Here is a 14,256-nt window from a genome sequence, read left to right on the forward strand (position 1 = left end):
ATTCGGCCAGCATAACCGCACGACTCCTCAGGTTGTACGATCACCCCATGGGGATGGGCAGCAGTACGGCAATGACGCCGCGGGCGGGTTGGCCGGTCAGTCGGATTTCCGAGACTTTGCATGACGCCGCTCTTGCGACCGGTCGGGCGGCTGACATAGCCGTCGAGCAGGGGTCATCTGTGCTCACATACGCCGAGCTTGCCGCGCAGAGCGCGGACGTTGCACGCGCGCTCCTGGACAGGGAGATCGGGCCGGGAAGCTTCGTCGCCGTACGATTCGGCCGCTCCATCGACACGGTGGTCGGCCTGATCGGCATCCTCCGCGCCGGCGCGGCATACGTCGCCCTCGATCCACGTCATCCTGTCGAGCGGACCCGACGCATCCTGGCGCAGTGCGAACCGGTTGCGACCCTGACGACGGCGACGGCACCGGAAAATCTGGGTTCCGAGATGACCGTCGCCGGGTTGCTCGCGGAGCGCAGAGGTCTTCCTCCCGGCGACCTCCCCGCCGTCTCGTCGACCGCGGCCGCTTATGTCACCTATACCTCTGGTTCGACCGGCGTTCCTAAGGGTGTCATCGCCGAGCACGGCGGGGCCTCCGTCTTCGTGTCCGCTATTGTGTCGCGCCTGGCGATCACCAGGGACACGAGGTTCCTCCAGTTCTACCCTCTGACCTTCGACTCCGCCGTGGTCGATCTCCACGCCGTTCTGGCCGGCGGAGGGACCGTTGTCATGCCGCCGGCCGACGTTGATCCCGCGAGCCAGGAGCTCGTCGGTTTCCTGCGCGAACGGAGCGTGACGGCCGCGATGCTCCCGCCCGCCCTTCTCGCCGAACTCTCGGAGGAACCCGCTCTTTCGGCGCTGACGACCCTCGCGTACATCGGCGAGACGTGCCCTGATGCGGTGGCCGAGCGCTGGGGGAAGAGTCGGCGCCTAGTGAACGTCTACGGCCCGACCGAGGTCACAGTCGCGGCGACGGCGTCCGATACACGCGATCCCGGACGGGCGCCCACGATCGGTGCGCCCCTGGACGGCTACCGGGTTCACGTGCTCGACGCGGAGATGGCGGAAGTTGGCCCCGACGAGGTAGGCGAGATCTGGGTCGGCGGTCCAGGCCTCGCCCGCGGCTACCTCGGGCGACCAGGATTGACGGCGCGCGTCTTCCGTCCTGACCCGTTCGGCTCCGAACCGGGCGGACGCCTCTACCGCACCGGAGACCGCGCCCGCGCCCTCTCTAGCGGCGGACTCGAACTCCTCGGGCGCACCGACGACCAGTTGAACATCCGCGGCCACCGCATCGAGCGAGCAGAGGTCGAAGGCGCCATCACAGCTCAAAATGGGGTGCGCGCGTGCGCCGTACTCGCCCATGGGAGCGGGGCCGACGCACGACTCGAAGCCTTCGTTGCGGGTGACGCCGACAACGATCGCCTCTCCGTCGGGATTGCCGCGATCCTTCCCGACTAGGCACTACCGAGGCTGCACCGCGTTCGTGCGCTCCCGGTGAACGCCCACGGCAAGGTCGATCGTGCAGCACTGCTGCGTCTGCTGGACGCGCCCCCCGCCCAGCAGATGTACATCGGGCCGTCCGACCCCGCGGATCATCGGCTCCGAGGCGTAGTGCAGGAGGTCCTCGGCGACACGACCGTCGCGCCGGATGCGTCCTTCATCGCCTCAGGAGGGAACTCCCTGCACGCGGTCCGCGTGGTCTCTCGGATGCAGGAGCGATTCGGCACAGCACCGCGGATCCGGGACCTGCTGGGGCCCGCGACGCTCCGCGAGCTGGACGACGCTCTCGCTTCCGGGAGCGCGAGCACACGCGCGGATCTGCCGCTCCTCGCGCCGATCGATGGCGCCGGCGACCACCCGGCCTCCCTGCACCAGGAACGGATGTGGTTCCAGACCGCGCTGTACCCCGGCGCGTCCGTCGCGTACAACGAGACCTCTGCTGGCCTGGTGGATGGACCTCTGGACGTTGAGGCGCTCGAGGCGGCGGTCAACAGAGTCGCCGAACGCCACGAAGCGCTGCGCTCCGGACTCCACCTTGTCGGCGACGCGCTCCTCGTCCGCGTGGAGGACGAACCGGCCCTCCGCATCCGCCGCGCGGACGTGTCGACCGAACCCGACCCGCGCGCAGCAGCGCAGCGGATGGCAGACGACCTCGCGCGCGAGCCGTTCGCAGTCGACGTCGCCCCCCTCGTCCGCGGACTCGTCGTCTCCCTCGCGGACGAACAGCATCTCGTCGTCTGGACGATGCACCATCTCATCGCCGACCAGCTCTCGTTCGCCGTGTTCGAACGGGAGCTGGCAACGAGTTATGGGATCGAGCTCGGGGAGGACGTCCAGCACCACTCTCAGGCGCGGCCCTTGCAGCCCCGCGATCACTCGCGCTGGCAGCGGGCCGTCGCGGCTGGCGTGGCAACTTCCGCCGCTCTCGAGCGCAGGCGGGCAGAGCTCGACGGGGCCCCGACGACGCTCGACTGGGGTCGAGAACGAGTCGGGCGCTTCGCTTTCCAGGGAGTCCGCGGCGCCACCCGCTCCTCGACGCACCTGAGGAGGTCCGTGACGCAACTCGCAACGCGCGCGCTCGTCACTCCATACACCGTGTGTCTAAGCGCCTATGCAATCCTTCTGAGTGGACGCACGAAATCCTGCGACCTGCTCGTCGGCACGCCGATTGCAGGACGAACAACCCCCGCTGCCGAGAGCGCCCTCGGCTACTTCGCTAACACCGTCGTGGTGAGGATCCGGCTCCGGGAGGACGAACCGTTCCGTTCGCTGCTCGAACGGACGAACCTCGTCGTTCTCGAGGCGTTGGAGCATCAGCATGTGGGCTTCAACGACGTGGTCCGCGCGGTAAATCCCTCGGGGCAGCCGGTGCCGGGGCAGCCGCTCGTGCAGGCAGTGCTCGCCTTCCAAGGCGACATTCGCCCCGCACCGGAACTCCTTGGAACGACTTCCCGTACCGTCCTAGTAGACAACGGGTCCGCCCGCGTCGACCTCGCGCTAGAGATATTCGAGGACGCCGACGAGTATCAGCTTCTCGCCATCGCTAACGCACAGCTCTTCGCGCGACCGGACGTTGACGCTGCGCTCCAGGACTATCTCTTCGTGCTGGGGCGTGCGCTCGCGGAACCCGACGCGGAGATCGGCGCAACGATCGCGGCACTCATCGATAGGCTGGGCGGCGACGCCTCATGAGGGCCGTTCGGCGGGTGTGAGATCGACCGGGCGACGCTCCGGAAGGGTCCCTAGGACCGCATCAATTTCGTTCATCGTCGGTTCCTCCAGCCGAACACCCGATGCCCGGACGGTCTCCTCCAGCTGGGCCGGCCGAGAGGCGCCGACGATCGCCCCGGCGACGGCGTCATTCGACAGCACCCAGGCGAGCGCGAGCTGAGCGGTCGTAAGCCCCAGATCTCGAGCGATGGGCGCGAGCCGTGCGATGGCATCCACGATCGGCGACGTCAGGAAAGGAGCGATCTCCTCCCTGGTCAAAGGGTCAGCAGCGCGACTGCCGGCGGGCGGTGCGGCATCGACCGCGTACTTTCCAGTCAGGACGCCCTGGGCGAGTGGCGACCACACAATCTGCCCGATACCGCAGTCCTGCGACGCCGGTACGACCTCCGCCTCGATGGCTCGCCAGAGCATCGAGTACTGGGGTTGATTCGCGATGAGTCGCAAGCCGAACTCGCGTGCGACGGCTTGGCCCGCCCGGATTTGGGGAGCCGACCACTCGGAGACGCCGACGTACAGGGCCTTGCCCGCACGCACGATATCGGCGAACGCCTGCATCGTCTCCTCCAACGGCGTCTCCACGTCGTACCGGTGGGCCTGGTAGATGTCGACATGATCGGTCCCCAGGCGGGTGAGTGAAGCGTCGATCGCGGTGAGGATGTGCTTGCGGGAGAGTCCGGAATCGTTGTGACCGCCGGCCCCGGTAGGGAGGTACACCTTGGTGAGGATCTCGACAGAGTGTCGGGGTACGTGCCGCAGAGCCTGACCGAGAATTACCTCAGCCCGCCCGTCTGCATAGGCATCTGCTGTGTCGAAGGTGCTGATACCGAGGTCCAGTGCGGCGCGCACGATGGCTATGCTGGCGTCGTCCGGCGTCCGGTCGCCCTGCGTGAGCCAGGTACCGAGCACGATCTCCGAGATTTTCAGCCCGCTCGCGCCGACATGTCGATACTGCACGGCGCCCACCCTAGCCGAGTGACCTTCCCTTGCCGCCGGCCGGCGACCCCGCGGAGCGGCGCCCGTCCTGCATCTCCTGGGGGCATCTTCAGTGCATTGCCACCTCGTAGTTCTTCTCGGTCGTCAGCGTGGGGTCCGGATGGGGATCATCCACCGGAGCGCAGCGTGCTTCGTGCTGCTCCGAGATCTGGCTGGTCCCGTTGCGGCGTTCCGCCTCTTGGTCCGGTTGCGGCGCCTCGAGCGATATCTCGGACAACGATCGTTTACGAGCACCCGTCAACGAGTCGACGGAGTAGAGGTCGGAGTCCGCGAGATCTCCTGGTCGGTCGAGCGCGGCCACATGCACGAAACTCGTGGTCGAAATCAGAAAACTCGTGGTCGAAATCAGATCAGCCAGAACCGCCCTCGTGACGTTTCCGAGCAGTACTGTTCCGGTGTGATCTCCCGCCCACTCAGCGCCGCCGACAAGGCGAACGCCGGGCTCCCAGTGAGCTCGCTGCGGTCTCCTCCGGTGTCGAGCTCGAGGGAGAGGTGACCTGATGGCGATCGTCGGCCACCCCCGCGTCTCAACGCTGGATCAGAACCTGCACTCGCAGATGGACGCGCTCTCCGCCGCCGCCGCGGTGAGACCTTCAGTGACAAGCTCACCGGGGAGAACGCGAACCGTTCGGGTCTCACGGCGTGCCTCGACCTCCTCCGCGACGACGCTGACGACGTCCTGCTCGCCTTCAGCACGGACCGTCTCGGTCGGTCGATGTCCGACGTCGTTTCGATCGTCGGTCAGCTGCAGCGCCGGGGTATCCAGTTCCGCTCCCTCACCGAACCGTTCGACACCACGACCGCCGGTGGAGACCTCTTTTCCCCAACTGCGCTGCCTTCGCGCAGATGAACGGCCGCATCACCTCCGACCGCACCCAAGCCGGCCTCGCCGCTGCTCGCGCTCGAGGACGTCACGGCGGACGTCCGAGCGTGGTCACTCCGGAGCGGCTCTCGGCCGCGCAGCACATGCGGACATCGACTCCGCCGACGCCCTGGGCGACGATCGGCTCCACGCTCGGGGTCGACGCATCGACGATCCGCCGTGCGGTCGAGATCGCCTCAGCGGACGCGACCGGCGCCGACGGTCTCTCGGGACATCGGCAGAGCAGATCGAGGACTACCGGGTCCGCCTGCGCTCTCTCATCTGGGCGGCACGGCTCCTGCGAGAGCTCAGCCACACGAAGGACGAGGGCGCCGTCCTCGTCGCGGTCAACTGGGCGTTCGATGCCGTCTACGACCTTTCCGAGGCCTACTGGATCCTGACCGGTACGAAGAAGCCATCGCTGGAGTGGCAGAACGACCACCTCGCGTCGCTGACCCCGACCGCAGGCGAGAAGGTCGGCGGGCTCCTCGCCGTGCGTGGGGCGATGACCCACCGGCTACTCCGATCGAGCGTCCTCAGCCCGTTGCGCGATCTGCCCTACGACTTCGCGAAGCTCACAGACTGGGTCTGGGCGGAGCAGTCCTGGCCAGCCGCCCAGCGCCTCGAGCGTCGAATGAGCTGGTACGTCGACCACGTCAGCACGAGACCGCTCTGGCACGCCTTCGACGAGGCCGAATACTGGTTCGTCACAAACAGCCCCGTCTCATTGACACCCCTGAATCCGGACGACACCGAGGGTTGGGTCTACGGCGTCTCGCCTCAGTATCAGGACACGTAGTCCGTCTGACGGGGAGCATCGACGTCGCCGACCTGGCGGAGTGCAGCGCCCGTCCGCGGTTGGTCTTCGGCACGTGCACGCGGCCGGACTGCGCGACCGCCTCGCTCGGTCCTTCGACCTGACCGAGGTCGCCGCGTCATCTTCGACGGCAGCAGTCGGCCGACGTGCTGCGGGAGGCGCGCTCGGCCTGAGCGGACGGTCGTGCGTGACGAAGGGCTGCCTCGCGGCTCCGGTGACGGCCGTTCGCGACGAGTCGGCGCCCACCGCGAGACGGCCCGTGCCTGGGTGACCCCGGCAGGGCCTGGCTCGCACGGGCTCGCGCTCCTACGGTCGTGCTGCAGTCGTGAGCACAGAACCGGAGGGGGTCGCCGTGTCGGACGAGCCGTCAGTGAGCATCGGCATCCCGTACGTCGACGGGGGGACGTCCGCGCAGGTGCTGGACGTGTACGGCAGGACGGTGTCCCCGGCGGAGGACGCCGCTCGGCCGGCCGTCGTGCTGGTCCACGGCGGAGGGTGGTTCCGGGGGGGACAAGAGCAAGGAGCGAGCGCTCGCGACGATGCTGGTCGACGCCGGCTACCTCGTGTTCGCGGCGGACTACCGCGAGGCCCCGGACTCGATCTTCCCGGCCAGCAGGGACGACGTGCTCGCCGCCGAGCGGTGGGCCGTCTCGTCCGAGTGGGCGTTCGACCGGAGCGGGCTGGCGTTCTTCGGCGGATCGGCGGGCGGGAACCTGGTCGTGGAGGCCGCCATCGCCACCGGCCGGCCCGCCGTCAGCTGGTCGGGGATGTTCGATCGCCTCGGCATCGTCGAGGCGACGGACGGCCTCCCGGCCACGCCGACGACGCAGGACCTCGACGCCATGAAGAGCGCCGACATCAACCAGACCGGCCGGAACGACGCCTTCCTCCGCTGGACGATCCTCAACGAGGTCGGAGGCGACCGGGGGCTGCTCGCCGCCGCCTCCACCTCGCGCCACGCCTCGCCGGACGGCGGACCGGTGTTCCTGGCCAACTCGCTCGACGAGTTCGTGCCCGTGAGCGACGCGCAGGCGGCGCTGTCCGCGGTCGGAGTCGCCAGCACGCTGCAGCTGATCCCGGGCACCCGACACGCGGAGGGGTACACGGAGGCGCCCCTCGGCCCCTCGCTTGCCTTCCTCCGCGACGCCCTCCCGGCGGCCCGGGCATGACGGTGCCGGAGTTCGCCGGAGTCGGCAACGTCTTCTCCTTCGTCGACGACCTCGACGTGGCGGTCGCCTGGTACTCGGCGCGGCTCGGGCGCGACCCCGTCGTCCGGGGCGGGGCGCTCGTAGCCTTCGACCTGGACGGCACCCGCCTGACGCTGCACGAGCGGGATGAGCTGAACCGGCCCGGACCCGCTGGGACGAGCCCGTACTGGACCGTCCCCGACGTCGACGCTGTCGTCGCGGACTGGACGGCGAACGGCGCCGTCGCCCACCGCGGTCCGAAGACGGCGTTCACGGGGGAGCGGCTGTGCCAGCTGCTGGATCCGTTCGGCAACCTCTTCTCGGTGCGGCAGGTCGTGCCCGGTGGCTGAGGACGTCGCGCCCGCTCCCGCCGCCTCCGCGCCGGTTCAGCCCTCCGCCTGGGCGCCCCTGGCGATCACCGCCTTCCGGGTGCTGTGGTTCGCCCAGCTGGGCAGCAACATCGGCACCTGGATGCAGACCGTCGGAGCCCAGTGGTATCTGGTCGAGGCGGCTGCGGGTGCGGCGGTCGTCGCGCTCGTGCAGACGGCGAGCCTGGCTCCCTCGATCCTGGTTGCCCTGCCCGCCGGTGTGCTGGCCGACTCGCTCGACCGGCGGCGGCTGCTGATCTGGGGCTCGTCGGCCAGCGCCGTGCTGGCGGCCGCTCTGACGGTCGTGGCGGCGGTCGGCGCGCTGACTCCCTGGACGATCCTGGCCTTCACCTTCCTGCTCGGCGTCACCTCCACCCTGACCTCGCCCGCCTGGCAGGCGATCCAGCCCGAGCTCGTGCCCCGGAAGCTGATCGCGGCGTCATCGGCTCTCGGCGGCGTGACGGTGAACGGCGCCCGCGCGGTCGGACCCGCGCTGGCGGGAGTCGTCCTCTCGGCGTTCGGCGCCCCCGTGGTCTTCGGCATCAACGCGCTGAGCTTCGTCGGCGCCGTGCTCGCCCTCCTCTGGTGGAAGCGGCCTCCGCAGACCGGTCTCGACGACCGCGAGCAGTTCGGTGCTGCGCTCACGGGAGGGATCCGGTACGTCGCCTCCGCGCACCTCGTCCGCCGGATCCTGCTCCGCTCCGCGCTCTTCGCCCTGCCGGCCAGTGCGCTCTGGGCTCTGCTGCCGCTCACGGCGAAGCGGCTCCAGCTCGACTCGAGCGGCTACGGCTTCCTCCTCGGTGCCCTCGGCGGCGGCGCCGTGCTCGGCGTCTTCGCCCTGCCGCTCGCCCGGCGGAAGCTCTCGGACGACGTGGTCATCGCGGCGAGCGCCGTGCTCTTCGCGGCGGGGACGCTCGCGGCCGCCTTCCTCCCGCTCGCGCCGACGCTGCTCCTGCTCGTGCTCGCGGGGCTGGCCTGGATCGGCACGCTGACCGTGCTGAACGCAGCACTGCAGCTCACCCTGCCGCAGTGGGTGCGGTCGCGCGGGGCCTCGATCTACATCCTCGTCTTCATGGGGACGATGGCGCTCGGCTCGATCGGCTGGGGTCTGGCGGCGCAGGTACTCGGCACCTCGGACGCCTACGCGGCGTCGGCCGCCCTGCTCCTCGTCGTGGCGGCCAGTGTGCGGGTGCTCCCTCTGCTGCCGGGGACGGGCACCGTCGACCGCAGCATCTCGATGTCGTGGCCCACGCCCACGCTGGTGTTCGAGCCGCAGCCCGCGGACGGTCCGGTGCTCGTGCAGATCTCCTGGACGGTCCGGCCCGGCTCCCTCGCCGCATTCCAGTCGGCGATGCGCCTCCTCGAGAGCTCTCGACGCCGGACCGGCGCCTCAAGGTGGGCCCTCTACCGCAGTGGGGAGGAGGCCGACGTGCAGCTGGAGACGTTCCTGGTGCCCTCCTGGGGCGAGTTCCGGCGGCAGGAGACCCAGCGGCTCACCGGCCGCGACCGCGAGATCCGCGCGGCGGCGCTGGCGCACGCCGACCGCGATCCGGTCGAGCGCCACTTCTTCCCGAGTCGGGCCGCGTCGTCCTGAGGGGCAGAGACATCGCGCGAGGGGGACGGAGGGAGGGGGCGGCGAGTCAGCCGCCGGCGGAGGAGCCGAAGCCGGACTTGCCGGAGGAGCCGAAGCCGCCGGAGAGGGTGGCCTTGGAGCCGACGGTCGAACCGGCCGGCGCCTTCTGCACGACGTCGGGCTGCGTCGCTCCGCGCGCCGCGAAGCCGCCGGAGCCGACGGGCGCCCAGCTGGTCGCGCGCGTCGAGTTCCAGCGGGACGACGCGAAGATCAGCGGGCCGATCCAGTAGCCGCCGGCGTAGTGGCCGCGGTACTCGTCGGTCGACTCGCACAGCTGCTCGGGGTCGTCGCCGACCTGCTCGCCCTGCGCCTGCAGCTGCGCGATCTGCTCCTGCACGTCGGCGAGGCAGTCCTCGCGGCTCGCGTACACGGGGCGCTCGGCGTTCTCGGGGATGACGTAGTCCTGACCGTCCGCACCGGTGGCGACGACGCCGTCGGTCGACGGGTCGCCGCTGGCCAGGGCGACGGCCAGGCCGACCGCGCCGACTGCGACCACGCCGCCGATGATCAGGCCGCGGCGGTTCTTCGCGATGCCGCTGATGCCGACGCTCCGCGAGCGGTGGGGAGCGGTGCGGGTGGCGCCCTCGGAGTCGGCGGTGCTGCTGCGCGTGCCGGTGCCGCTCGCGGGCTCACGGCTGCCCCAGGTGTCGCCGGAGCGGGGCGTGCCGGAGCCGTCGTTGCCGGAGCCGTCGTTGCCGGAGTCGCCGTTGCCGGAGTCGCGGTCGCCGGAACCGGGTGCGCCGGAGCCGGGTGCCCCGGGATCGCGGGTCCCGGAGTCGCCGGGGGTGCGGTCGTCGTCCGTCATCGGGTCTCCTCGTCCTGGGGGCGGGCCCCGCGGGTGTCCTGCGGGCGGTCGGGCTCGGGGACGCCGTACGCGGGCGCGGGGGTGCCGGGCTCGGGGGCGCCGAACGGGGGAGCGGGCTCCTCGCCTGCGCCGCGCGGGGGCCGGCCGGCGGCCGACGTGCCGTCCGCGGTCGGCGCAGCCCCGTCACTCCGTCCGCCCTCGATGAAGTGGGGGACGAACTCGGCCAGATCGCCGGTGATCGGGCCGCTCGTCTCGCGCACGTCGATGCCGGCCGGGGTCTCGCCGACGATCCAGCTGCCGAGGACGACGGTCTTCCCGTCGATGCGGGCCAGCTCGGCGCGCTCCTGGTGGATGAACCCCTCCGCGCCGTAACCGCCGCCGTTCTCGGCGACGACCGTGCCGTCGGCGTCGAGGACCGTCACGTTCGCGCCCTCCCGGCCCAGGCGCGGCTTGCGCACCTGCGCGGTGCCGGCGAGCGGCTGCACGGAGGCGGGCAGCAGGTTCGGATGACCGCGGAACATCTCCCAGAGCACCACCAGCAGCTGCTTGTTGCTGAGCAGGAGCTTCCACGCGGGCTCGACCCAGCGGGTGCGCTCGCGCCGGTCGAGGAGGAGCCCGCCGAACTGCTCGCCGAGCATCCACTCCCAGGGGTAGAGCTTGAAGACGTGCCGGATCGGTTCGCCGTCGGCGTCGAGGAAGCCCGCGCCGTCGAGCTCGTAGCGGATGTCCTCGACGAAGATCAGCTTGGGGTCGAAGCCGGCCTGCGCGGCGGTCTCGGCCATGTACGCCACGGTGTCGGCGTCCTCGACGATCAGCTCGCCGTCGCCGGAGTCGTGCAGCGACGCGAGGTGCAGGCGGGCGCCCTCGTGGAGCTGCCAGCGTTCGAGACGGAGGTGGCGCCACTGCTCGATCAGTTGCTCGTGCAGGCTGTTGAACTGGTCGGCGTCCGGCCCGCGTGTCTCGACCAGCCACTGCCACTGGGCCGCGGCCGTCTCGACCAGCGAGGTCGGAGTGTCGGCGTTGAACTCGAGCAGCTTCACCGCGCCCGCAGTGTCGTAGGCGAGGTCGAAGCGGCCGTAGACCGTCGGGTCGTCCTCATCCCAGGAGGTCCGCACCAGGTCGTGGAAGCGGGGCGGGATGCCGAACTCGGTGAAGCGGTCCTTGCGTACCACGAGCTCGCACGCCTCCATGCAGAGGTCGAACAGCTCCGAGGTCGTGCGCTCGAGCAGGTCGATCTCGGCGGGCTCGAAGGAGTAGGCCGCGGACTCGTTCCAGTAGGGGCGGCCGCCCTCGGAGGGGAGGTCGTAAAAGCTGAAGCCGATCTCGTCGCAGTGGGCTCGCCAGTCCGCTCGCGGAGTGAGGGTGTGTCTGCGCATGGTGTCCGATCAGTCTAGGTCTGGGGGTGCGCGGGAGGGCAGGGATGGCGTCGCTCGCCGCGCTAGCCTCGACGGGAGCGAAAGGCCGTGCCATGACCGCACCCCTCCCGCTCGCGGGCGTACGCGTCCTCGAGCTCGGCAACTTCATCGCCGCACCCACGGCGGGACGACTGCTGGCCGACTTCGGCGCGGACGTGATCAAGGTGGAGCGTCCGGGCACGGGGGACGAGCTGCGCCGGTGGCGGCTGCACGAGGGCTCCGAGACCTCGCTCCTCTTCCACACCATCAACCGCAACAAGCGCTCCGTCACGCTCGACCTGCGCACGGACGAGGGCCGCGACACCGTCCGCCGGTTCGTCGCCGAGTGCGACGTGGTGCTCGAGAACTTCCGCCCCGGCACGCTCGAGCGCTGGGGGATCGGACCGGACGTGCTCGACGAGGCCCGCCCCGGCATCGTGATCGGCCGCATCTCCGCGTTCGGGCAGACCGGCCCGCTCTCGGCCCGACCCGGGTTCGCGGCGGTCGCGGAGGCGATGGGCGGGTTCCGTGAGCTCGTCGGCGACCCCGACCGGCCGCCTGTGCGCGTGGGCGTCTCGATCGGCGATTCGATCGCGGGCCTGTACGCGGGCTACGGAGTGATGATGGCGCTGTTCCAGCGTGAGACCCGCCGCGCTGCGGGGCTCGGTCCGGCGCCGCTGGCGGAGCGGGTGATCGACGTAGCGCTGCATGAGGCGATGTTCTCGATGACGGAGTCGCTGATCCCCGACTATCAGGCGCACGGCATCGTCCGGGAGCGCGTCGGCGGACGGATGGAGGGCATCGCCCCGACCAACGCGTACACCTGCGCCGACGGGTCGAGCATCGTGATCGCGGGCAACGCGGACGCGATCTTCCAGCGGCTGATGGCGGTGATCGGCCGCAGCGACCTGGGCGAGGACCCGGCGCTCGCCTCGAACGAGCAGCGCTGGCTGCGGCGCGACGAGCTGGACGCCGCGATCGGTGCGTGGACGGCGGGCCGCACCGGCGCCGAGGCGCTCGCGGTCCTCGATGACGAGGGGGTCCCCTCCGGCCCGATCTACACCGCCGCCGACATCAGCGCGAGCGAGCAGTACGCGGCGCGCGACATGATCCAGCCCTTCGACGTCGAGGACGCCGGCGGCACGCTCCACGGCGTCGGTTTCCCCGGGATCGTGCCGGTGCTCGGCGGGCGCTCGCTTCCGATCCGCTCGCTCGCGCCCGACCTGGGGCGGGACACGGAGGAGGTGCTCGGAATCCTCCGGGGCGCCGATCCTGCTTCTCCCTCCGCTGCCGAGGAGGCCGGGCGGTGACCGCGCTCGCCGCTGCGCGCCTGCGCGACGTCACCCTCCGCGACGGCCTGCAGCTCACCGGCAAGCTCCTGACGACGGAGCGCAAGGTCGACCTCGCGCGCACGCTGCTCGCCGCAGGGGTGCCCGAGCTCGAGATCGGCTCACTCGCGCGCGGCGACCTCGTTCCTCCGATGGCGGACACCCTCGACGTGATCGCCGCGCTCACCCCCGAGGAGCTGGAGCGGTGCTGGGTGTGGGTCGCGACTCCGCGCCACGTGGAGCGGGCCGCCGCCGCGGGGGCCCGGCGCTTCCAGTACTGCTTCTCGGCGTCCGACTCGCACAATCTGGCCAACGTCGGCCGGCTGACGGAGGCGAGCCTGGCCGCGATGCCCGAGGCGGTCGCGCTCGCCGAGAGCGTCGGCGGGCGGATCCAGCTGTGCATCGCCACCTCGTTCACCTGCCCGTTCGAGGGGCCGGTCGATCCGGATCGTGTGCTCGCGATCGCGCGCGATCCGCGGGCGGAGGGTGCGGCCGACGTGGTCGTCTGCGACACGCTCGGGCAGGCCCACGCCGCAGAGGTGTCGTCGCTGGTCTCGCGCGTCGCCGCCGAGACTCCGCCCCGCGAGATCGTGTTCCACGGGCACGACACCTGGGGCTCGGGCGTCGCGAACGCGATTGCGGCCGTGCAGGCCGGGGCAGCGGTGGTCGACGGCGCACTCGGCGGCCTCGGCGGCTGCCCCTTCGCCTCCGGCGCCAGCGGCAACACGGCGACCGAGGACCTCCTGTTCGCTCTGCGCCCCGACTGGTTCACGCCCGGTGCGCTCGCGGTCCTCGTCGGCGAGTCGGAGTCGCTGCTCGCCGAGCTCGGCGAGCCCGGCCGCTCCAAGACCGCACAGGGCGCCCGCTCGAACGCGCCCGCCTTCCCCTGGGCCCTGCCCGCCTGAACCTTCCGGAGTCCGCCGTTCCGATTCGTCGCGAACGGTCGCCTCCCGGTGGAGATGACAACGGTTCGCGAGCGGAGGCGCCGGGGTCAGCGCGCGAGCAGCGTGCCGAGGCGGGTGTGCTCGGTGCGGAGGACGTCGACCAGGAGTGTGGTGTCGGGGGCGGCGAGCCAGCGCTCGAGGGAGAGGTCGAAGAGGGCGGAGGCGGTGAGCGCGACGAGGGCGGCGTCGTCGGGGGCGACTCCGGCATCGACGAGAGCGGCCCGCATGCTCTCGGCGAGAGCGGCCGACGTGAGCAACTCGCGCTCGCGCAGCTGCGGCTCCGAGCGGACAACGGCGCGGCGCGCGGCGATCTGGGCGCGCCAGGTCTGGAGGTCGCCCGAGGCCGCCGCTTCGAGGCCGTGCATCACCAGGGCCATCGGGTCCAGGCCGTCGGGGGCGTCGGCGAGCAGGCGGCCGACGATCTCCGGGAACTCGCGCTCGCGGAGGAAGAGGACGTCGCGCTTGTCGGCGAAGTGGCGGAAGAAAGTGCGGGTGGTGAGTCCGGCGCGCTCCGCGATCGCGGGGACGGTGGTGCCCGCGAAGCCGTGCTGGGTGAAGAGCTCCATCGCTGCGCGTTCGAGGCGGAGGGCGGCGTCGGGGGCCCAGCGTGGCATCCGCCCAGGATAGCTGACGACACGACGTGTCATCAGGAGTAGTGTGATGACACGTCCTGCCATCACTCTCGACTG

At 70.9% G+C, this 14,256-nt stretch carries 12 protein-coding genes and 2 pseudogenes; 9 read left to right on the top strand and 5 right to left on the bottom strand.

Translation table 11 applies throughout. The features are described 5' to 3' along the window. The first annotated feature begins 71 nt into the window (after positions 1 to 71). Positions 72 to 1,463 carry an amino acid adenylation domain-containing protein gene (locus tag C5D07_RS04245; RefSeq protein ID WP_258061940.1) on the top strand — a complete coding sequence of 464 codons (1,392 nt, stop codon included), beginning with the start codon at positions 72 to 74 and terminating at the stop codon, positions 1,461 to 1,463. A 36-nt stretch (positions 1,464 to 1,499) separates the two neighbouring features. Further along, positions 1,500 to 3,197: a condensation domain-containing protein gene (locus C5D07_RS04250; RefSeq protein WP_104258753.1), complete on the top strand. Its 1,698-nt coding sequence runs from the start codon at positions 1,500 to 1,502 to the stop codon at positions 3,195 to 3,197. Here the strand turns inward: C5D07_RS04250 and C5D07_RS04255 are convergent. After that, entirely contained in the window at positions 3,192 to 4,190 is a 999-nt protein-coding gene (locus C5D07_RS04255; protein WP_068257718.1) for an aldo/keto reductase family protein, read from the bottom strand. The two genes, C5D07_RS04250 and C5D07_RS04255, sit on opposite strands and share 6 nt — an antisense overlap. 88 nt (positions 4,191 to 4,278) lie before the next feature. Continuing rightward, complete coding sequence (locus tag C5D07_RS04260; RefSeq protein WP_068256321.1) at positions 4,279 to 4,530, bottom strand: hypothetical protein; 252 nt, start codon at positions 4,528 to 4,530, stop codon at positions 4,279 to 4,281. Positions 4,531 to 4,872: 342 nt separating this feature from the next. Between C5D07_RS04260 and C5D07_RS16390 the strand changes: the two are divergent. From C5D07_RS16390 to C5D07_RS04285, 5 genes and pseudogenes are all read left to right on the top strand, one after another. Next, a pseudogene (locus C5D07_RS16390) lies at positions 4,873 to 5,079 on the top strand (recombinase family protein); the annotation flags it as partial. Further along, positions 5,036 to 5,890: a hypothetical protein gene (locus C5D07_RS04270; RefSeq protein ID WP_068256318.1), complete on the top strand. Its 855-nt coding sequence runs from the start codon at positions 5,036 to 5,038 to the stop codon at positions 5,888 to 5,890. The pseudogene C5D07_RS16390 and the gene C5D07_RS04270, both read left to right, overlap by 44 nt. A 536-nt stretch (positions 5,891 to 6,426) precedes the next feature. After that, a pseudogene (locus C5D07_RS04275) lies at positions 6,427 to 7,077 on the top strand (alpha/beta hydrolase family protein); the annotation flags it as partial. Continuing rightward, entirely contained in the window at positions 7,074 to 7,445 is a 372-nt protein-coding gene (locus C5D07_RS04280) for a VOC family protein (RefSeq protein ID WP_146076691.1), read from the top strand. The pseudogene C5D07_RS04275 and the gene C5D07_RS04280, both read left to right, overlap by 4 nt. Continuing rightward, on the top strand, positions 7,438 to 9,057 hold the full coding sequence (locus C5D07_RS04285; protein ID WP_104258756.1) for an MFS transporter: 1,620 nt from the start codon (positions 7,438 to 7,440) through the stop codon (positions 9,055 to 9,057). Before C5D07_RS04280 ends, C5D07_RS04285 begins: the two co-directional genes overlap by 8 nt. 46 nt (positions 9,058 to 9,103) lie before the next feature. On the opposite strand, the gene C5D07_RS15670 is transcribed toward C5D07_RS04285, so the two are convergent. Next, complete coding sequence (locus tag C5D07_RS15670; protein WP_068256307.1) at positions 9,104 to 9,901, bottom strand: hypothetical protein; 798 nt, start codon at positions 9,899 to 9,901, stop codon at positions 9,104 to 9,106. After that, positions 9,898 to 11,277: a glutathionylspermidine synthase family protein gene (locus C5D07_RS04295; protein WP_104258757.1), complete on the bottom strand. Its 1,380-nt coding sequence runs from the start codon at positions 11,275 to 11,277 to the stop codon at positions 9,898 to 9,900. The genes C5D07_RS15670 and C5D07_RS04295 overlap by 4 nt, the downstream gene beginning before the upstream one ends. Positions 11,278 to 11,369: 92 nt before the next feature. Between C5D07_RS04295 and C5D07_RS04300 the strand changes: the two genes are divergently transcribed. Then, complete coding sequence (locus C5D07_RS04300; RefSeq protein WP_104258774.1) at positions 11,370 to 12,605, top strand: CaiB/BaiF CoA transferase family protein; 1,236 nt, start codon at positions 11,370 to 11,372, stop codon at positions 12,603 to 12,605. Then, positions 12,602 to 13,528: a beta/alpha barrel domain-containing protein gene (locus C5D07_RS04305; RefSeq protein ID WP_104258758.1), complete on the top strand. Its 927-nt coding sequence runs from the start codon at positions 12,602 to 12,604 to the stop codon at positions 13,526 to 13,528. Before C5D07_RS04300 ends, C5D07_RS04305 begins: the two co-directional genes overlap by 4 nt. 86 nt (positions 13,529 to 13,614) lie before the next feature. On the opposite strand, the gene C5D07_RS04310 is transcribed toward C5D07_RS04305, so the two are convergent. Beyond that, positions 13,615 to 14,181, bottom strand: coding sequence for a TetR/AcrR family transcriptional regulator (locus C5D07_RS04310; RefSeq protein WP_170063504.1), 567 nt, complete (start codon positions 14,179 to 14,181; stop codon positions 13,615 to 13,617). Between the last annotated feature and the right edge of the window lie 75 nt (positions 14,182 to 14,256).

This window comes from Rathayibacter tritici, assembly GCF_002932875.1.
Lineage (GTDB): Bacteria > Actinomycetota > Actinomycetes > Actinomycetales > Microbacteriaceae > Rathayibacter > Rathayibacter tritici.

What these genes read in the sequence shown, in the direction of transcription:
- C5D07_RS04280 (WP_146076691.1), top strand. Translation starts at nt 7,074, where the DNA reads ATGACGGTGCCGGAGTTCGCCGGAGTCGGCAACGTCTTCTCCTTCGTC.
- C5D07_RS15670 (WP_068256307.1), bottom strand. Translation starts at nt 9,901, where the DNA reads ATGACGGACGACGACCGCACCCCCGGCGACTCCGGGACCCGCGATCCC.
- C5D07_RS04245 (WP_258061940.1), top strand. Translation starts at nt 72, where the DNA reads ATGACGCCGCGGGCGGGTTGGCCGGTCAGTCGGATTTCCGAGACTTTG.
- C5D07_RS04295 (WP_104258757.1), bottom strand. Translation starts at nt 11,277, where the DNA reads ATGCGCAGACACACCCTCACTCCGCGAGCGGACTGGCGAGCCCACTGC.
- C5D07_RS04300 (WP_104258774.1), top strand. Translation starts at nt 11,370, where the DNA reads ATGACCGCACCCCTCCCGCTCGCGGGCGTACGCGTCCTCGAGCTCGGC.
- C5D07_RS04310 (WP_170063504.1), bottom strand. Translation starts at nt 14,181, where the DNA reads ATGCCACGCTGGGCCCCCGACGCCGCCCTCCGCCTCGAACGCGCAGCG.